Source organism: Nonomuraea sp. NPDC049504 (assembly GCF_040676845.1).
GTDB classification, from domain to species: domain Bacteria; phylum Actinomycetota; class Actinomycetes; order Streptosporangiales; family Streptosporangiaceae; genus Nonomuraea; species Nonomuraea salmonea.
Genome location: NZ_JBFAPT010000038.1, coordinates 67,104 through 85,758, shown reverse-complemented (window position 1 = coordinate 85,758; position 18,655 = coordinate 67,104). Strand labels below are relative to the sequence as shown.

Genomic DNA, 18,655 nt, shown 5'->3' with positions numbered 1-18,655 from the left:
CGCGGTCGCCAGCACGCGCGACACCGCCGCCACCCCCGGCGCCCTGCCCGCCAGTTCGGCGCTGCCCGCCACCGTCCCGGCCGTCGCCGCGGCCGCCCACCCCGTGGAACCGGCCGAACAGGTCACGACCGACCAGGACGCGTCCGACCGGGACGAAGGTGGGCGGGACACGACCGGCTCTCGGAACGATCAGGCCGGCACCGCCCAGCGCGACACCCCTGCCCAGCAACCCACCGGGCGCGACACCACCCCGGACGCCACCGGGCGCGACACAAGGTCCGACTCCGCCCCGAACGCCGGAAGGGACACGTCCCCCGACACCCGGCAGGAGACCTCCGACCCGAACGCTCAGCGGGCCCCCGTCGCCACCACCGACCAGCAGACGATCGTCGCCCCGCCGCGTACGGACACGGCCGCGCCACCCCCGCCACCCGCGCGCCAGGCCAACGGCGACCGGCCCGCCGACGTGATCGTCGCCCCGGCCCGGCCGCACGACGTGCCAGGACTCCCCGCCCAGGACCAGACCCCCGCGGCGAGAGCGCAGACCCCCCGCACACCCGCCCCGGAGACCAACGCACCCGCACAGAACGGACGACCGCAGAGCCAGGACGGCCGCCTGCCCGCCGACGCTAGCCGAGCCGGCGAGGGCGGCGCACGGCAGAACCCGCCGGGCACCCGCCCGGGCAGCCAGCCGGACAGTCGGACAGACAGTCGGGCGGACAGTGCGGCGGGTGAGCGTTCGGCGACGGCGACCGCCGGCCCTGACCGCGTGCCCGCCCAGTCCCCCGAGCGTGGAAACGGCCAATCCCCAGAGCGTGTGGGGGCGCAGCCGCCCGAGCGGGTGGGGGCGCAGCCGCCCGAGCGGGTAAGTGCCCACTCTCCGGAGCGTTCGGGTGAGGCGGCCGGTCGCGGCGCGTACGACCAGAACACCCGCCCCAAGGCGGCCGAGCACGTGCCCGAGGCGGGAGGGGTCTCGCAAGAGGCGCGGCGGCCGCCCGCGGCGGCGTCAGGCGGGCCGGATGCCGTGCTGGTCGGCGGGCACCCGGCGGTGGCGCCTTCGCGGCCGCGCAGCTTCGCCGAGGCCGCGGCGACGTTCCACCGCTGGACCCCCGGCGACGGCGAGGGCCGCGCCAACAGCCCCAACCGCATCGAGCGGCTGCTCACCGGCCAGGGCGCCGGACGGGGAGCCGCCACCCGGCCGGATCCCGAGTTCCTGCGGCCCGGCTGGGCTCTGATCGACAAGCTGCCCACGGTGCGCGCCGACGAGGCGACGGCCCTGACTCTGGCGCAGATGCACGCGAGCCTGCCGAGGGAGAATCCGAAGGCCGCGATCGAGAGCCTGGCAGAGGAGCTGTTCAACAGCAGGTACGCCGTGGACGCCGTGGTGGAGCTCTACCAGGACGCCCAGCGCCAGGGCATGGCCCCGGAGGCGGCACGCGGCAGTGCCATGCTGGCCGACGCGCTGCGCCTCGCGATGCCCCACGACAGTCTCCGCTGGCTCGGCCTCAAGCACCGGGCGCTGATCGACGTGACGACCCCGGCGGACGCGCGCACGCTCGGGCTGCTGGTCAAGATGATGTCACCGGAGGTGACCAGGCCGGAGCTCCACAACTACCTGTCCCCCTGGATGCGATCCGAGGGGCTCCACCGCCATCACCAGATGCTGCCGCTCGTCCGGGCGGCGGACGCCGCCGGTTTCCTGCCTCCCGGGCTGCACTACGTGGGCGAGTTCCATGCGGTGATGACGGCGTTCCGGCAGGTGGACCCGGAGCTGTGGACGGGCGTGGTGGCGTCGGTGAAGCTGGGCGTCGACGGGCTCGGCCTGGAAGACGCCCGGATGCTCGGTGCGCTGCACGGCATCGCCGGGGCGCCGGACGCGCCTCCGGGGATGCCCCATCGGCGGCCGATCGAGGACCTGGCGCACCACCTGGGCCAGGGAGGGTCGGTCGAGCAGCTGCTCCGCCTGGCCGCGGACGCCCGTGAGCACGGCTCCGACCCGACGCGGGCGGCCGACCTGCAGGAGCTCCATGATCTGCTGGCGACGCACCGGGCGCGGGATCCCCACCTGTGGGACGGCCTGCGGCTGGCCGACGATCACCACCTTCCCGCCGTGCGCGACGACCAGGCACGTGTCCTGGGCAGGCTGGCGGAGCTCGCCGGGCCTGCTCCCGATCGGCCGGCCTGGGTGTTCGATCCGCTGCGCCGGCTCGCGTACGACGCCGGGCTCGGGCACTCGGTGCCGGAGCTGGTGCGGCGGGCGGCGGAGGCCGGGCGCGACGGTCTCGATCTCTCCCGCCTGGTGAACCGCCGGCAGGTGGTGGACGCGCTGCGGGACCTGGGCCCGCGCGACCCGTACGGCGTGGCGGGCGACGGCCGCCCGATGCCCCGGCGTGACGCCGAGCCCGGCCTGCACAACGTGTCGCCCGAGAAGGCACGCGCCGCGCGGCGGTTCGCGGAGCAAGGCTGGGAGGAAGCCTTCGGGAACGTGAATCGCATCTTCAACCGTGGCACCCACACGGCTCCCGAGGAGTGGCGGGCGGCGAAGGCCGAACTCGGCAGGTGGAATGATCACTGGGGGGCGTGGGGGCGCTGGCCGGACGTTCCCGAGATGTCGTTCACCGGCGATTTCGCCGCCTACCGGCGCGCTTACGAGCGGGCGCTGGCGCGGGTGGCCGACGGCGAGACGCTGATCCCGTACATGATGCAGAACGTCACCGCGGGCGTCGGTTCGCGTGACCGCGGGCACGGGTTCGCCGTGAAGATCGAGTTCGACCTGCCGGCCAGGATCAGGGACGACGCCCTCGCGACCATCGACGATGTCCTGCGCCGGGCCCGGCTGATCGACGGAGAGCACGGGTGGCAGCTGCTGAGGGGCGCCCCGGCGCACAGCGTGCTGGTCTCACCCCTCATGCACGACGTGCGCTCGACGTGGTCGAATCTGAAGCAGGCCGTCGAGATCATCAACGCTTACGGCGGCGTCGCGACGTACCGGACCGCCGCCCGCGTCGAAGTGAGCACCGGTCCCATCGGCCGCATGGTGGACGCTCAGCGCGCCTTGGCCACGTACGTCGACCACCACGCCGACACGCTCTTCCGGCTGGCGCAGAACCCGGAACGTGAGGAGCACAACGGGCTGTGGCGGCGCGAGCCGAACGAGGAGCCTCTCAGCCGGGACGCCTCAGCGGAGGAGATTCTGCGCGGGCACGGCCGGTTCGACGCGATCGACATGACCGGCATCCGAGGCGGGGACGATGACCGGGTCGAGTTCCGGCTGTGGGACGGCTCGCTCGACCCGGCCGTCATCCAGACGCAGGTGAAGCTCTCGCTGGCGATCGTGGAGGCCGCGGTGCGCAACGCGGGCATGGAGGCGCTGCCGAACGGCGGCCAGCTGGACGCCGTCGGCAGTCACGACGTCTACCGCGAGGCAGGCGCCGCGGCGGACCTGACGGAGAGGGGCAGCCTGAGCTTCCGCATGCTGGCGGACGAGTTGTTCTGGCGGGCCGAGGACAAGGAGCAGCTGCTGGCGCTGTTCGCGGCGACCCGCTGGCCGTCGAGGCAGCCGTGGCAGGGGCCGCCGACCTTGCCGGCCAGGCCGACCCGAGAAGACTTGTCCGTTGTATACGATAAGTTCCTCTATGACTGATCTGACGCTGGGCGCGGCCCATCGGACCTTGCGCGACAAGGTCACCAAGGAGCTTCGCCGCCGCATTCTCTCCGGCGAGCTGGCCCAGGGTGAGCGACTGGTCGAGGACCGGCTGGCCGCCGCGCTCGGCGTCTCGCGCAACCCCGTGCGCGAGTCCATCAGGGTCCTGGCCGCCGAGGGCTTCATCGAGGTCGTCCCCCGGCTCGGCGCCACCGTCGCGCGCCTGTCGGCGGAGGAGGGCGAGGAGCTCTTCGACGTCCGCATGGCGATCGAGGGCCTCGCGGCGCGGCTGGCCGCGCGCAAGCACACGCCCGAGGCCGTGGCGAGGCTGCGTCACGTGCTGGAGCAGGCCAAGGCGGCGGTGGAGAGCGGCCGCCTCGAAGAGGTCGCCGACCTCAACACCGCCTTTCACCTGGCGGTGGGCGAGGCGGCGGGCAACTCCTACCTGGCACTGATGATGACGCCGATGCTGCAGCGGGCGCAGTGGGTCTTCAGCCAGACCGCCGCCGTACGCGGCCCGCACTCGTGGCAGGAGCACCTCAGCCTGTGCGAGGCGATCGAGGCGGGCGACGAGGACGAGGCGCAGGCCAGGGCGGTCGCGCACGTGGCGGCGGCGCGGCGGTCGTTCCTCGCGGCGGCGAGCCGGAAGCCAAAACCGGCAAACGATTAGGAAACACTCAGGTAACGACATAGGGTAACGAAACACCACTGAAATGTCAGACCTTGTATACAGTCTCCTAAACGTTTAACCGGAGGCACCATGCGACCGACACCCAAGGTCGTCGCGGCGCTCGTCACTCTCCCCCTCGCCCTGACGGCCTGTGGTGGAGGCGGAACGAGCAGCACCCCCGCGGCACCTAGTTCCATAGCGACCGCCTCGGCCGACCACCGGCCGGTCAAGGCCGGTGGCACGCTCAACATCGCGCTGAACGCCGACCCCGACGCGCTGGACCCGAGCGTCTCCACCACGCTCGTGGGCCGCGAGGTCTTCACCAGCATGTGCGAGAAGCTCTACGACATCGACGCCTCGTCCGCCCTGGTCCCGCAGCTCGCCGCGGCCCCGCCCGAGCTGTCCGACGACGGCAAAGAGGTGACGATCAAGCTGCGCGAGGGCGTGAAGTTCAACGACGGCACGCCGCTGGACGCCGAGGCGGTCAAGAAGTCGCTGGACCGGCACCGTACGTGGGAGAAGTCCGCCCGGCAGGCCGACCTGGCCGCGGTGTCGAAGGTGACGGTGGCCGACCCGTCCACGGTCAAGCTTGAGCTGACCCAGGCGTTCACGCCGCTGACCGCGCAGCTCGCCGACCGCGCCGGCATGATCATGTCACCGAAGGCGCTCGACTCCGAGGGCGACAACTTCGGCGCGAACCCGGTGTGCGTGGGCCCGTTCAAGTTCGCGAGCAGGACCTCGGGCAGCGAGATCGTGCTGGAGAAGTCGCCCGACTACTACGACGCCGCCAAGGTCAAGCTGGACAAGGTCGTATACAAGATCATCGTCGACCCGAACGTGCGGGCCGCGAACCTCAAGTCCGGCGACGTGCAGGTGGCCGACCAGCTCGCCACCAACACCGTCAAGGGCGTGCAGGACGACCCCAACCTGACCGTCGTCTCCGGTGGCGGCCTGGGCTACTACGGCTTCCAGATCAACATCGGCAACGTCAAGGGCTCGACCGCGAAGCCCGGCCCCGTGGACACGCCGCTGGGCAAGAGCCCGCAGCTGCGCGAGGCGTTCGAGCTGGCGCTCGACCGGGACGCGATCAACAAGACCGTCTACAACGGGCTGCACGAGGTGGACTGCTACCCGGTGCCCGGCGACAGCCCGTACCGGGCGAAGGACCTGCCGGCCTGCCCCAAGCGTGACCTGGCCAAGGCCAAGCAGCTCGTGCAGGCGTCCGGCGTGCCGACGCCGATCACGGTCACCATGGCCACCCCGAACGACGCCGTCAACCAGCGCCTCGCGCAGGTCATCCAGTCGATGACCAAGGAGGCCGGCTTCGACGTCAAGGTGCAGACGGCCGAGTTCGTCAGCGTGCTGGAGCAGGGCAAGGCAGGCAAGTTCGACGTGCTGCTGAGCGGCTGGTCGGGCCGGGTGGACCCGGACGGCAACCTCACCAACCTCATCACCACGCAGGGCAGCAACAACTACGCCGGCATGTCCGACCCCGGCATCGACGACCCGATCAAGCAGGCCGCGGCCGAGACCGACCAGGCCAAGCGCGCCGAGCTGTACGGCGCCGCCATGAAGAAGGCCGCCGAGCTGCGGGGCGTCGTGTACCTGTACCACAACCTGTACTACCTCGGCATGAACAAGAACGTCGCCGGCGTCCAGTACTTCAAGGACGGCCTGCCGCGCTTCGTCACCGCCGGGTTCGCCGCCTGATGCTCTGGTTCATCCTCCGGCGCTGCGGGTCGGCCGTGATCGTGCTGTTCCTGTCGAGCGTGCTGATCTTCCTGGGCGTACGGGCGCTGCCCGGCGATCCGGCCACCGTCATGGCCGGCCAGGAGGCGTCGCCCGCGGCGATCGAGGCGATCAGGCACGAGTTCGGCCTGGACAAGCCGCTGCCCGCGCAGTACCTCGACTACCTCGGTCAGACGCTGACCGGCAACTTCGGGCGTTCGACGCAGGACCAGCTCCCGGTGGCCGACATCCTCCTGGAGCGGCTGCCGGTGACGCTGGAGCTGTCGGCGCTGGCCATGCTGGTCGCGGTGATCGTCGGCGTGGGCGCGGGCATCGTGGCCGCCGTACGGCGCGGCAAGGTCGCCGACTACCTGGCCACCGGCTTCGGCCTGGCCGGGTTGTCGGTGCCGCACTTCTGGCTGGGCCTGCTCGGCATCCTGTTGTTCGCGGTGACCTGGCGGGTGCTGCCCGCCTCCGGGTACGTCCCCTTCACCGAGGACCCCGTGCAGAACCTGCAGCGGATGATCCTGCCCGCCGTCGTGCTCGGCACGGGCTTCGCGGCCATCCTGATGCGGCAGACCCGCTCGGCCATGCTGGGCGCGCTGTCGGCCGACTACGTCAGGACCGCGCGCTCGAAGGGCCTGCCCGAGGTCAAGGTCGTCGGCGCGCACGCGCTGCGCAACAGTTTGACGACCGTGGTGACCGTGCTCGGCCTGCAGCTCGGCGCGCTGATCAGCGGCGCCGTGGTGACCGAGCAGATCTTCGTCATCCCGGGTTTCGGCAAGCTGACCGTGGACGCGGTGCTGACCAGGAACTATCCCGTCATCCAGGCGGTCGTGCTGGTCACGGTCGTCGGGTACGTGCTGGTCAACCTGCTGGTCGACATCGCCTACGCCTTCCTCAACCCGCGGATCCGGTTGTCGGGAGGCGGCCATGACTGAGGTGATGCGCAGGACGCGGTTGTGGCGGCGGTTCCGCCGCAGGCCGATGCCGATGGCCGGGCTCGTCCTGGTGGTCGCGTTCGTGCTGCTGGCGCTGCTCGGTCCGCTCGTGACGGGCGACCCGGCGGCGCAGGACTACATGGCCACGCTGGCGCCGCCGTCGGGCGCCCACCCGATGGGCACCGACGACCTGGGCCGCGACGCGTTCGCCAGGATCGCGCACGGCGCGCAGGTCTCGCTGCAGGCGGGCGTGCTGTCCACGCTGCTCGCGATGGTGGTCGGCATCCCGATCGGGCTGGTCGCCGGGTTCTACCGGCGCTGGCTTGACCCGATCGTGATGCGGCTGGTGGACGTGACGCTGGCCTTCCCGTTCCTGGTGTTCGCGGTGGGCCTGGCCGCGATCATCGGCCCCTCGCTGAAGGGCGTGGTGCTGGCGCTGGGCTTCTCCCAGCTGCCCGCCGTCATCAGGATCACCCGGGGCGAGGTGCTGGCGGTCAGGGAGATGGACTACGTGGCCGCGGCCGTCGCCGACGGCGCGGGCGACGGGCACATCATCTTCCGCTACGTGCTGCCGAACTGCCTCAGCCCGCTCATCGTGCAGGCCACGGTGGCGATCCCCGCCGCGATCATCGGCGAGGCCACGCTGTCGTTCCTCGGCCTGGGCGTGCAGCCGCCGACCCCGTCGTGGGGCGTGATGCTGACGACCGCGCAGCAGTATCTGAGCGACGCGCCCTGGCTGGCGATCTGGCCCGGCCTGATGATCGCCCTGGCCACGCTCGGCTTCAACCTGCTGGGCGACGGGCTGCGTGACGTACTGGACCCGAGGAGCGCCCGATGAGCCTGCTGGAGATCAGCGACCTGAGCGTGGGCTTCGCCACCGAGGACGGGCTCGTCCAGGCGGTCAGGGACATCTCGCTCACCCTGGACGAGGGCGAGATCCTGGCGCTGTGCGGCGAGTCCGGCTGCGGCAAGTCGGTCACCGCGATGTCGGTGCCGCGGCTGCTGCCGCCCGAGACGACCCGGCTGAAGGGCTCGATCACGCTGGACGGCCGCGAGCTGACCACGCTGCCCGAGCCGGAGATGCGGCGGGTGCGCGGCAAGACGGTCTCGGTCGTCTTCCAGGAGCCGATGACCTCGCTCAACCCGTCGTTCACGGTCGGCTACCAGATCAGCGAGGTGCTGCGGCGGCACGAGAAGCTGTCGCGGCAGGCCGCCGCCGCGCGCGCGGTCGAGCTGCTGGAGCTGGTCGGCATCCCGGCGCCGAAGCGGCGCATGAAGGAGTATCCGCACCAGCTGTCCGGCGGCATGCGGCAGCGCGTGATGATCGCGATCGCGGTGGCCTGCTCGCCGCGCGTGCTGATCGCCGACGAGCCCACCACGGCGCTCGACGTGACGATCCAGGCGGGCGTGCTGGACGTCTTCCGCGACCTGCGCGACCGGCTCGGCACCGCGATCATCCTCATCACGCACGACCTGGGCGTGGTGGCCGACATCGCCGACAGGGCCGTCGTCATGTACGCGGGCCGCGCCGTCGAGCAGGCACCGGTGACCGAGCTGTTCGCCAACCCGCGCCACCCGTACACGCTGGGCCTGATGAAGGCCCTGCCGTCGGCGGCGGTCAACGGCCGGCTGGCGGAGATCCCCGGCATGGTGCCCTCGCCGCTGTCGGACCCCGACGAGTGCGCCTTCCACGACCGCTGCCCGCGCGCCCAGGCCGACTGCCGGCTGTCCAGGCCGCCGCTCACCCGCCAGGGCGATGGCCACCTGGCGGCCTGCTACCACCCGGGAGGTGACCGGTGATCCTGCGCATCGACAACCTGGTCAAGCACTACGGCCCCGTACGCGCCGTGGACGGCCTGTCGCTGGAGATCGCCGAGGGCGAGGTGCTCGGCCTGGTCGGTGAGTCGGGCAGCGGCAAGTCCACGGTCGGCAAGTGCGTGCTGCGGCTGACCGAGCCGACCGCGGGTTCGATCGAGCTGGCCGGCCGGGACATCACCCATCTGTCGCGGCGGGCCATGCGGCCGCTGCGCAGGGACGTCCACATGGTCTTCCAGGACCCGTTCTCCTCGCTCAACCCGCGCTTCACGATCGAGCAGATCGTGGCCGAGCCGCTGCTGCGGCACAAGGTGGGCGACCGGCGCGAGGTGACGGCCAAGGTGGCCGCCATGCTGGAGAAGGTGGGCCTGCGCCAGGAGATGCGCAGGCGTCACCCGCATGAGCTGTCCGGCGGGCAGCGGCAGCGGGTGGGGCTGGCCAGGGCGCTCGTCCTGGAGCCGAAGCTGGTCGTGGCCGACGAGCCGGTCTCCGCGCTGGACGTGTCGGTGCAGGCGTCGGTGCTCAACCTGATCACCGACCTGCAGCGGGACATGGGCTTCTCGTGCCTGTTCATCACCCACGACCTGTCGGTGGTGGAGTTCCTGGCCGACCGGATCGCGGTCATGTACCTGGGCCGGATCGTCGAGTCGGGGCCGACGGCCGAGATCTTCGCGCAGCCGCGGCATCCGTACACGCAGGCCCTGCTGTCGGCGGCGCCGGTGGCCGACCCGGTCAGGCAGCGGGAGCGGCGCAGGATCGTGCTGGGCGGCGACGTGCCGAGCCCGGTCGATCCGCCGGCCGGGTGCCGCTTCCACACGCGGTGCCCGCTGGCGTACGACGAGTGCCGCACCACCGAGCCCCTCTTGAACGACCCACGTGGCAGCGGTCACCCCGCCGCCTGCCACCTGGTAACGGCGGAGCGCGTCCCCGACGCCGCCGCCCCCCGATGAGAAGGAGAAAGTCTTGTTCACCACCAGGCCCGAGCTGTCGGGCGACTTCGGCGTGGTCGCCAGCACGCACTGGCTGGCCTCGGCCACCGGCATGGGCGTGCTGGAGCGCGGCGGCAACGCCTTCGACGCGGCGGTGGCCGCCGGGTTCGTGCTGCAGGTCGCCGAGCCGCACCTGAACGGCCCCGGCGGCGAGGTGCCGATCCTGCTGTGGAGCGAGGAGGAGCAGAAGGTGTCGGTCGTGTGCGGGCAGGGTGTGGCGCCCGCCGCGGCCACCATCGAGCGCTTCGCCGAGCTGGGCCTGGACGTCGTGCCCGGCACGGGCCTGCTCGCGGCCACGGTGCCCGGCGCGTTCGGCGGCTGGATGCTGATGCTGGAGCGCTGGGGCACCTGGGAGCTGGCGGACGTGCTGGCCCCGGCCATCCACTACGCCGAGCACGGCGTGCCGGTGCTGGAGCGCATCGCGGCCACGATCTCGTCGGTCGAGGGCCTGTTCAGGGACGACTGGCCCACCTCGGCGGCGACGTGGCTGCCCGGCGGGAACGTTCCCAAGCCGGGCACGAAGCTGGCCAACCCGGTGCTGGCGGCGACGTACCGGCGGCTGGTCGCCGAGGCCGAGGCGGCGTCGAGCACCCGTGAGGGCCGTCTGGAGGCCGCCAGGAAGGCCTGGTACGAGGGTTTCGTCGCGGAGGCGATCGCCGAGTTCAGCGCCAAGACGGCCTGGCGCGACAGCTCGGGTGAGGTGCACGGCGGCCTGCTGACCGGCGACGACCTCGCGGGCTGGCGGGCGTCGGTGGAGGAGCCGCTGACCTACGACTACCAGGGCCACACCGTGGCCAAGACGGGCCCGTGGGGTCAGGGCCCGGTGTTCCTGCAGCAGCTCGCCCTGCTGGACGGCACCGGCCTGGAGTCGATGGAGTTCCTCGGCGCCGACTACGTGCACACCGTGACCGAGGCGGCCAAGCTGGCCTTCGCCGACCGCGAGGCCTGGTACGGCGACACCGACGTGCCCATGGCCGACCTGCTGAGCCCGGCCTACAACGCCGAGCGGCGCACGCTGATCGGCGCGCGGGCCAGCCTGGAGCTGCGGCCGGGCGCCCCCGGCGGGCGCACGCCCAGGCTGCCGGTCTTCCCCGACCCCGGCACGTTCAGCGCCGCGCCCGGCGTGTCGGGCGGCCGCAAGCCGCAGGGGGTCGGCGAGCCGACCGTGGCGCGGGACGGCATGGTCAAGGGTGACACGTGTCACGTGGACGTGGTGGACCGCTTCGGCAACATGGTCTCCGCCACGCCCAGCGGCGGCTGGCTGCAGAGCTCGCCCACGATCCCGCAGCTCGGCTTCTGCCTGGGCACCAGGGCGCAGATGTTCTGGCTGCAGGAGGGCGTGGCCACCGCGCTGCGGCCCGGCGCGCGGCCGCGTACGACGCTGTCGCCGTCGTTCGCGCTCAGGGACGGCAAGCCGTGGCTGGCGTTCGGCACCCCGGGCGGCGACCAGCAGGACCAGTGGAGCCTGAACTTCTTCCTCGCGGTCGTGCACGGCAAGCTGAACCTCCAGGAGGCCATCGACGCCCCCATGTTCCACAGCGAGCACTTCCCCAGCTCGTTCTTCCCGCGCGGCTCCCGTCCCGGCGTCATGCACGTCGAGGACCGCGTGGACCCGGACGTCGTCGCGGAGCTGCGGCGGCGCGGGCACGAGGTGGAGACGCAGGGCCCGTGGTCGCTGGGGCGGCTCAGCGCGGTGGCCCGTGACGGCGACCTGCTCAAGGCCGCCGCCAACCCGCGTGGCGCCCAGGGCTACGCCGTCGGCCGATGACCCTCCACGACCTGCTCTTCCTGGCGGGGGCGGGCCTGCTGGCCGGCGTGGTGAACGCGCTGGCCGGCGGCGGCACGCTCGTGTCCTTCCCGGCGCTGCTCGCGCTGGGCTACCCGGGCCTGACCGCGACCGTGACCAATGCGGTCGCGCTCTGGCCCGGGTACCTGGGCGGCGTGCTCGGCTACCGCGCCGAGCTGCGCGGCCAGCAGCGCCGCGCGACCGTCCTGTCGGTCGCGGCGGTGCTGGGCGCCTGCGTGGGCAGCGCGCTGCTGCTGCTCACGCCGGGCCGGCTGTTCGAGTCGCTGGTGCCGTGGCTGGTGGGCTTCGCCAGCCTCGCGCTGCTGGCCCAGCCGTGGCTGCGCAAGCACCTCGGCGGCGAGGAGGGCGCCGGGACCAGCCGCCTGGTGTACGCGGGGGTGTTCGTCGGCGGCTGCTACGGCGCCTACTTCAACGGCGGCATGGGCGTGGTGCTGCTGACCGTGCTCGGCATGTTCCTGCACGACAACCTGCACCGCGTCAACGCGGTACGCGCCGCGCTCTCGCTGGTCATCAGCTCGGTCTCGGTCATCGCGTTCTCGCTGTTCGGCCCCGTGCGCTGGCAGGCCGTGGCGGTGATCGCGCCGGCCAGCCTCGCGGGCGGCTTCCTCGGCACCCGCGTGGCCCGGCTCATGCCGCCCGCCGTGCTGCGCGGCGTGGTCGTCGTGTTCGGCCTCGGCGTCTCGATCGCGCTGGCCCTGCGCTGACCGGGCACGGGCAGCCGGCTCAGGCGACAGTGGCCTCGATGAGGTCGTCCACCACCTCCGCCAGGTCGTTGCCCCGCTCGTACGCCCTGCGCTGCCGCATCGCCCCCGACCCGGCACGCAGCAGCCGGTCGAGGCCCTCCTGGACGAACCGCAGGTCACCCGCGTCGGCCAGCGCCGGGCGCACGTGCTCGAGCAGCCGCCCGGCCAGCACCGCCGCGGGGACGAGCGAGCCGTCGCGCACGTCGAGGATCTCGCCCTGCAACCCGTAGCGCGCCGCCCGCCAGTACGCGGCGCGCAGCACCTCCCCCGGCACCGGAGGACCCAGGTCACCCCGCCTGACCGCGCCGAGCGCGGTGACCACGAGCGCCCGGATGAGCCCGATCATGGTGAGGCTGTCGGCCACGTCGAGCGGCACGTCGGCCACCCTGATCTCCACGGTCGGCAGGAAGGGCGACGGCCTGGCGTCCCAGTAGACGGTCTTGGCGTCGAGCAGCGCCCCCGACCTCGCCAGGGCCCGTAACGCGCCCTCGTACGCCCCGTAGGAGGCGAAGTACGGCGGCGCGCCCGAGACCGGCCAGCGCCCCCAGCTGATCACCCGCCAGGAGGCGTAGCCGGTGTCGCGGCCCACGAAGAACGGCGAGTTGGCGGCGAGGGCGATGAGCGTCGGCAGCCAGGGCCGCAGGTGGTTGCCCACGTAGACGGCGTGCTCCGGATCGGGCACGTCCACGTGCACGTGCAGGGCGCAGATGCTGATCTCGTCCTGCAGCGCCCGGTAGAGCACGCGGCCCTGAAGGTAGCGGTCGTCGTCGGTGAGCGGCGGCGGCATCACGTTGCCGAGCACCGGGATGCCGCTGGCGACGACCGCGAGCCCACACGAGCGGGCTGCGCCCGCCACCTCCTTGCGTGCCGCGCGCAGCCGCCGGCCCAGTTCGCCCAGGTCGGCGGAGGGCGGCGTGCGCGCCTCCACCTGGAAGCGGGTGATCTCTTGCACCACGTCGAGCACGTCCGTAGCGGCGGCCAGGACCTCGGCCGCCCGGGGGGCGACGTGGCGGGTGCGGGGATCGACGACGAGGTACTCCTCTTCGATCCCGATGAGCGGAATCATGCCCACACCTCGCTGGGAGTCCACATCTCCGTAGGGAGTTGTGCCCCCACCTCACCGCCCGGAAAACCCGGGTTGTCAGGGTGTGAACTCGACGGGGCCGTAGAGCGCGTGGTCGTTCTTGGTGGACATCGCCCAGTAGCGGTCGCCGTAGGACCAGTGCCACCACTCGGTGGGGTAGTTGACCAGGCCGGCGGCCTCCAGCGCGACGCCGAGCAGCTTGCGGTGGGCGCGGGCGTCGTCGGAGATGCCGGGGGCGGCGGTGTAGCAGGCGCCCTCGCTCTGCTCGGGGTTGTCGTTGACCTCGGTGCCCATGTCGTACTCGGTGCCGTCGGGCGAGACCAGAGTGAGGTCGACCGCGGCGCCCGCGGTGTGCGGGGCGACCTCGACGGGCGAGACGTAGCGGCTCGCGGCGACGTACGACTCCTCGGGCGTCAGCCCGGTCAGCGTGGCCCGGTAGCCGTCGAAGATGCGGCGCTGGGTGGCGACCGGCCGGTAGCCCTCGACGACGAGCAGGTGGTATCCGGCGGGCAGCAGGCTCTCGGCGTGTTCGAGCCGCCGCAGCACCCCGGCCCGCAGGTGGGCGTAGGCGCCCTGGTCGTCGGCCAGGCGGGTGTCGACGCGGAGCCGCCCGCGTACGTCGACCAGCGGTTCGCCGACCTCCTTGACCGGGATCGAGGTCACACGGGCGTCGGAGATGAGCACGACATCGTTCGGGGACTGCCACATGGGCAGTGATTCTCACACAGTGTCGGAGAAGACCTGCTCCCGGGCCTGCTCCAACGCCGCCACGAGCGCGCCGCGCAGCACCGGGTTGCCCGCCACCTGAGTGGTGACGACGGTCGGCGGCGTGGGGCAGAGGCCGGCCACCGCCTCCTGCACCTTCGCGGCCAGCCGGGCGCCGCCCGCCCTGCCGACGTCGCCGCTGAGCACGATGAGCCCGGGGTCGAGCACGACGCTGACGGCCGCCGCGCCGACGGCGATGCGCGCCGCGACCGCGTCGAGGAAGCCGTCGTCGCCGCCGCGCAGCAGGTCGGGCACGGTGTTGCCGGTCACGCCGTGCTCGTCGGCGAGGCCGCGTAGCGCGGCGTGGCCCACCAGCCGCTGGTAGGAGCCCGACTGCGGCTCGGCGACGTCGGTGGGCAGCGGCTCGCCGGGCACCGGCAGCCAGCCGATCTCGCCCGCCCCGCCGGTGCTGCCCCGATGCAGCCGGCCGCCGAGCATGACGCCCATGCCCTGGCCGACGCCGGCCCAGATGACCACGAAGTCGTCGTGGCCGACGGCCGCGCCGTAGCGGTGCTCGGCGAGCGCGACGAGGTTGACGTCGTTCTCGATGGTGACGGAGGCGCCGAGCGTCTCGCGCAGGCTGGCCAGCACGCCGACGTGCCAGGAGGGCAGGTCGTACGACCAGCGCACGTCCCCGCTGCCGGGATCGACCACGCCGCGGCTGCCGATGACGAAGGCCCGCAGCCGCGACAGGTCGATGTCGGCAGCGTCGCAGGCCCGGCGCACGGCGGCGTGCACGGTCTTGACCGGGTCGCGCCCGTCGGCGGGGTCGAGGGTGATCTCGATCACCGTACGGCCTGTGATGTCCGCCACACCGACCTTGAGGCTGTCGGGCAGGACTTCGAGGCCGGCGACGTACGCGCTGGACGGGACCACGGCGTACAGGGCCGCGTGCGGGCCCCTGCCCCCGGCCCTTTCGCCCGCCACCTCGACCAGGCCCCGCTCTTCCAGTCGAGCGAGAAGCTGACCTGCGGTTACCTTGGACAGGCCGGTGCGCTCGCCGAGCTCGGCGCGGGTGAGCGGGCCGTCTCCGAGGAGCAGTTCGAGCGCCGCGCGGTCGTTCAGCCGGCGCAGCAGCCGGGGGGTTCCCGGGTCTCGGCTCATCGGTTCCCTCTCTCCGTCACGATCAGCTAACGAGCGTTTCTTTTAAGAAAGTTTCTTGTTAGTTTAACACCATCGTTCGGCATATGACGATCAGCCTGGTGCGGACCGTTGGCCAGCACCCGGGAAGGGAGAACCCTGTGAGGATCGCGAAGATCACAGCCACTGCGGCCACCTCGGCCGCGCTGGCTTTGGGCCTGGCCGCCTGCGGCGGAAGCGAAGAACCCACCACGTCCTCACCCAGCGCCGCCGCCTCGGGCCCCGCCTTCGCGGGCAAGACTTTGAGCGTGTGGCGTCTCGGCGACAGCAACCCCGCCGCGGCGAAGTACATGGAGGAGCTCAACGCCGAGTTCAAGGCCAAGACGGGCGCGGACGTCAAGCTCGAGTGGATCCCGTGGCCCCAGGTGGCCGACAAGTTCGCCGCCGCCGCCACCGGCACCGGCCCCGACGTGACCGAGATCGGCAACGACCAGGTCCCCATGTGGCAGAGCCAGGACGCGCTTGAGCCGCTCACGGACATCGCCCGCGAGGGCGACCGCGCCCAGATCCCCGAAAACCTCTACGGCTACGAGACCGTGGACAACGAGATCTACGCCATCCCGTGGGGCGCCGGCGCCCGCGCCGTGCTCTACCGCAAGGACTGGTTCGAGGACCTCAAGATCGAGGTCCCGAAGACCTGGGACGAGCTCGTCGCCGCCGCCAAGAAGATCCAGAAGGAGAAGGGCGAGGGCGTGGACGGCTTCGCCTTCAACGGCGGCTCCGACGCCAACCACCTCCTGGCCGCGTTCGCCTGGTCCGAGGGCGGCGAGTACGCCGTCAAGGAGGGCGACAAGTGGGTCGGCAAGCTCACCGAGCCCGGCTTCGCCGCGGGCTTCGCCACCTACACGGGCCTCGTCCAGGACGGCCTGTCCGGCAAGGCCAACCTGACCCAGAACACGACCGACATCCGCAAGCGCTTCGCCAACGACAAGGTCGCGATGTACCTCACCGCCGGCTGGGACCTGCCCGGCATCGAGGAGGACTCCAAGGGCAAGCTGAAGGGCGACAAGCTCGGCTTCTTCCCGCTGCCCGCCAAGAGCGGCGGCGTGGCCCCGTCCTTCTTCGGCGGCAACGACATCGCGCTGTGGGGCGGCACCCAGCAGGCCGAGCTGGGCAAGGAGTACATCAAGCTGGCCACCAGCAAGACCTGGGCCGACCGCTACGCCAAGGAGGGCGGCCTGCTCCCGGTCTACCCCGACACCCTGGCCGCGCTGAACGAGGACCCCGCCCAGGGCGCCTTCGCCCAGGCCTTCGCCAAGGCCAAGGCATTCCCCGCCGACCCCAACTGGTCGGAGGCCGACGCCACCAAGGCCGTGCTGCAGAACGCGGCCCGCGACGTCATCGAGGGCAAGAAGGACGCCAACACTGCCCTGGCTGACGCCAACAAGGAACTCGAAGAGATCCTGAACCAGTAACGATGGCCGACACGACGACGGTCGCCCGGGGCACGGGCTCCTCCCCCGCCCCGGGCCGCCGGAAGAAGAACGACCGGGCTCCGCGCGCCGGGGGCCTGCCGGACTGGAGCATCCCGTACGTCCTGCTCGTCCCCGGTCTGCTGGTCATCGCCGGGCTGCTGCTCTACCCGATGGTCCAGCTCGGCATCATGGCCTTCCAGAAGGTCGGCCTCGCGCAGATCAGGGGCACCAGGCCCGCCGAGTGGGTGGGGCTGGAGAACTTCGAGAAGGTCCTCAGCAACGACATCTTCTGGTCGGCCCTGCGCAACACCGTCGCGTTCGCGGCCGTCGCCGTCAGCATGACGCTCATCGTCGGCACCGCCGTCGGCGTGCTGCTGCACCGGCTCAGCAAGCGGATGTCGCTGTTCGTGGTCATCGGCTGCATGTTCGCCTGGGCCGTGCCGCCCGTCGCGCAGGGCGTCATCTGGCGCTCCCTGTTCGACGCCGAGTCCGGCATCATCAACTGGGCGCTCAACCTGCTGCCCGACTGGCTCGCCGCGCCGCCCGACGGCCAGACGAGCTGGACCGGCACCCCCTGGCTCAACGACACCATCCCGCTCTACATCGCGCTGGTCGTCTGCGTGGTGTGGGCCGGCTTCCCGTTCATCGCCGTCTCGGTGCTCGCCGGCCTCAAGGGCATCCCCAACGAGCTGTACGAGGCCGCCAGGGTGGACGGCTCCGGCCCGTGGCACACGTTCAGGAAGATCACGCTGCCGCTGCTCAAGCCGGTCTTCGCGGTCCTGACGATCCTGTCGATCATCTGGGACTTCAAGGTCTTCAGCCAGCTCTACGTCCTGATGAACGGCCCGACGAACCGCGACGGCTTCAACCTGTCCATGTACGCGGTCGCCGAGGCGTTCCGTCCCCCGCAGAAGCTGGGCACCGGCGCGGCCATCTCGGTGGTGCTGACGATCATCCTGCTCATCGTCACCGTCGTGTACGTCCGGCAGATCGTGAAGCAGGAGGAGATGTGACCCCCCTCGCCCGCAAGAGGCTCGGCAAAGTCCTCCTGAACACCGCCGGAGTGCTGGTCTTCCTGTACGCGGTCTTCCCCGTCTACTGGATGGTCTCCACCGGCTTCAAGGAGAACGACCAGATCTTCACCACGGAGTTCATCCCGTTCCCGACGCACTTCACCTTCGACCACTTCGCGCGGGTGCTGACCGAGGGCGTGGCGAACAACTCCATCTGGCTCTACATGCGCAACAGCGCGATCGTGGCGCTCGGCACCGTGCTCATCGGCTCGGCGTTCGCGCTGCTGTCGGCCACCGCCATCGCCCGCTTCCGCTTCAAGGGCCGCGGACTGTTCCTGGTGGTGCTGCTCGTCGTGCAGATGCTGCCCGCCGAGGGCCTGCTCATCCCGCTCTACATGATGGTCAAGCGGGTCGGGCTCGGCGACCAGCTCATCGGGCTGATCGTCACCCAGGTCGCGCTCACGCTGCCGTTCGGGGTGTGGATGCTGCGCACGTTCGTCGCCGCCGTGCCCAAGTCGCTGGAGGAGGCGGCCTGGATCGACGGCGCCGGCCGCATGACGACGTTCTGGCGGGTGCTCTTCCCGCTGGTCGCGCCCGGCCTGGTGGCCACCAGCATCTTCTCGTTCATCACCGCGTGGAACGACCTGGTCTTCGCCCTCTACCTGATGTCGGGGTCGGAGGGATACACGATGCCGGTCGCCCTGCAGTACTTCTTCGGCCAGAAGGGCGTCGACTGGGGCGCCATCATGGCCGGCTCGACCCTGATGACGCTGCCCGTCGTCGTCTTCTTCCTGCTCGTGCAGCGCCGCATGGTCTCCGGCCTGGTGGCCGGCGCCGTCAAGGGCTGAACCACACCGCACGGGGTCCCCGCACGGCCCTTCGCCGTGCCCAATCTTCCTGCC

Annotated in this window: 15 protein-coding genes; 12 read left to right on the top strand and 3 right to left on the bottom strand. The window is 71.7% G+C overall.

Going from position 1 to position 18,655, the window contains the following annotated elements; genetic code table 11:
• From AB0K28_RS45640 to AB0K28_RS45600, 9 genes are all read left to right on the top strand, one after another.
• On the top strand, positions 1 to 3,643 hold a 3,643-nt coding region (locus tag AB0K28_RS45640), incomplete at its 5' end, for a hypothetical protein (RefSeq protein WP_364383207.1).
• Complete coding sequence (locus tag AB0K28_RS45635) at positions 3,636 to 4,313, top strand: GntR family transcriptional regulator (RefSeq protein WP_364383204.1); 678 nt, start codon at positions 3,636 to 3,638, stop codon at positions 4,311 to 4,313. The genes AB0K28_RS45640 and AB0K28_RS45635, both read left to right, overlap by 8 nt.
• 90 nt (positions 4,314 to 4,403) lie before the next feature.
• Entirely contained in the window at positions 4,404 to 6,023 is a 1,620-nt protein-coding gene (locus AB0K28_RS45630; protein WP_345398861.1) for an ABC transporter substrate-binding protein, read from the top strand.
• A complete protein-coding gene (locus AB0K28_RS45625; RefSeq protein WP_345398858.1) occupies positions 6,023 to 6,982 on the top strand; it encodes an ABC transporter permease in 960 nt (319 codons plus the stop codon). Before AB0K28_RS45630 ends, AB0K28_RS45625 begins: the two co-directional genes overlap by 1 nt.
• Positions 6,975 to 7,820, top strand: a complete 846-nt coding sequence (locus tag AB0K28_RS45620) for an ABC transporter permease (RefSeq protein WP_345398855.1) — start codon at positions 6,975 to 6,977, stop codon at positions 7,818 to 7,820. Before AB0K28_RS45625 ends, AB0K28_RS45620 begins: the two co-directional genes overlap by 8 nt.
• A complete protein-coding gene (locus AB0K28_RS45615; protein WP_345398852.1) occupies positions 7,817 to 8,782 on the top strand; it encodes an ABC transporter ATP-binding protein in 966 nt (321 codons plus the stop codon). Before AB0K28_RS45620 ends, AB0K28_RS45615 begins: the two co-directional genes overlap by 4 nt.
• A complete protein-coding gene (locus tag AB0K28_RS45610) occupies positions 8,779 to 9,747 on the top strand; it encodes an oligopeptide/dipeptide ABC transporter ATP-binding protein (protein WP_364383199.1) in 969 nt (322 codons plus the stop codon). Before AB0K28_RS45615 ends, AB0K28_RS45610 begins: the two co-directional genes overlap by 4 nt.
• 13 nt (positions 9,748 to 9,760) lie before the next feature.
• The gene (locus AB0K28_RS45605; protein ID WP_364383196.1) at positions 9,761 to 11,554 is read left to right on the top strand and encodes a gamma-glutamyltransferase family protein; all 1,794 of its coding nucleotides are present in this window, start codon (positions 9,761 to 9,763) and stop codon (positions 11,552 to 11,554) included.
• A complete protein-coding gene (locus AB0K28_RS45600) occupies positions 11,551 to 12,297 on the top strand; it encodes a sulfite exporter TauE/SafE family protein (RefSeq protein ID WP_364383193.1) in 747 nt (248 codons plus the stop codon). Before AB0K28_RS45605 ends, AB0K28_RS45600 begins: the two co-directional genes overlap by 4 nt.
• A 19-nt stretch (positions 12,298 to 12,316) precedes the next feature.
• Here the strand turns inward: AB0K28_RS45600 and AB0K28_RS45595 are convergent, their stop codons facing one another.
• The 3 genes from AB0K28_RS45595 to AB0K28_RS45585 form a co-directional block, all read right to left on the bottom strand.
• Complete coding sequence (locus tag AB0K28_RS45595) at positions 12,317 to 13,402, bottom strand: glutamate--cysteine ligase (protein ID WP_364383190.1); 1,086 nt, start codon at positions 13,400 to 13,402, stop codon at positions 12,317 to 12,319.
• A gap of 75 nt (positions 13,403 to 13,477) precedes the next feature.
• Complete coding sequence (locus tag AB0K28_RS45590) at positions 13,478 to 14,128, bottom strand: M15 family metallopeptidase (RefSeq protein ID WP_364383187.1); 651 nt, start codon at positions 14,126 to 14,128, stop codon at positions 13,478 to 13,480.
• Between the two features lie 12 nt (positions 14,129 to 14,140).
• On the bottom strand, positions 14,141 to 15,289 hold the full coding sequence (locus AB0K28_RS45585) for an ROK family transcriptional regulator (protein ID WP_364383184.1): 1,149 nt from the start codon (positions 15,287 to 15,289) through the stop codon (positions 14,141 to 14,143).
• A gap of 137 nt (positions 15,290 to 15,426) precedes the next feature.
• Here AB0K28_RS45585 and AB0K28_RS45580 point away from each other — a divergent pair, with 137 nt between their 5' ends.
• The 3 genes from AB0K28_RS45580 to AB0K28_RS45570 are packed head-to-tail and all read left to right on the top strand — an operon-like array spanning position 15,427 to position 18,601.
• Positions 15,427 to 16,740, top strand: coding sequence for an extracellular solute-binding protein (locus AB0K28_RS45580; protein ID WP_345398840.1), 1,314 nt, complete (start codon positions 15,427 to 15,429; stop codon positions 16,738 to 16,740).
• Between the two features lie 2 nt (positions 16,741 to 16,742).
• Complete coding sequence (locus tag AB0K28_RS45575; protein ID WP_364383181.1) at positions 16,743 to 17,753, top strand: sugar ABC transporter permease; 1,011 nt, start codon at positions 16,743 to 16,745, stop codon at positions 17,751 to 17,753.
• Positions 17,750 to 18,601 carry a carbohydrate ABC transporter permease gene (locus AB0K28_RS45570; protein WP_345398834.1) on the top strand — a complete coding sequence of 284 codons (852 nt, stop codon included), beginning with the start codon at positions 17,750 to 17,752 and terminating at the stop codon, positions 18,599 to 18,601. The genes AB0K28_RS45575 and AB0K28_RS45570 overlap by 4 nt, the downstream gene beginning before the upstream one ends.
• Positions 18,602 to 18,655: the final 54 nt, after the last annotated feature.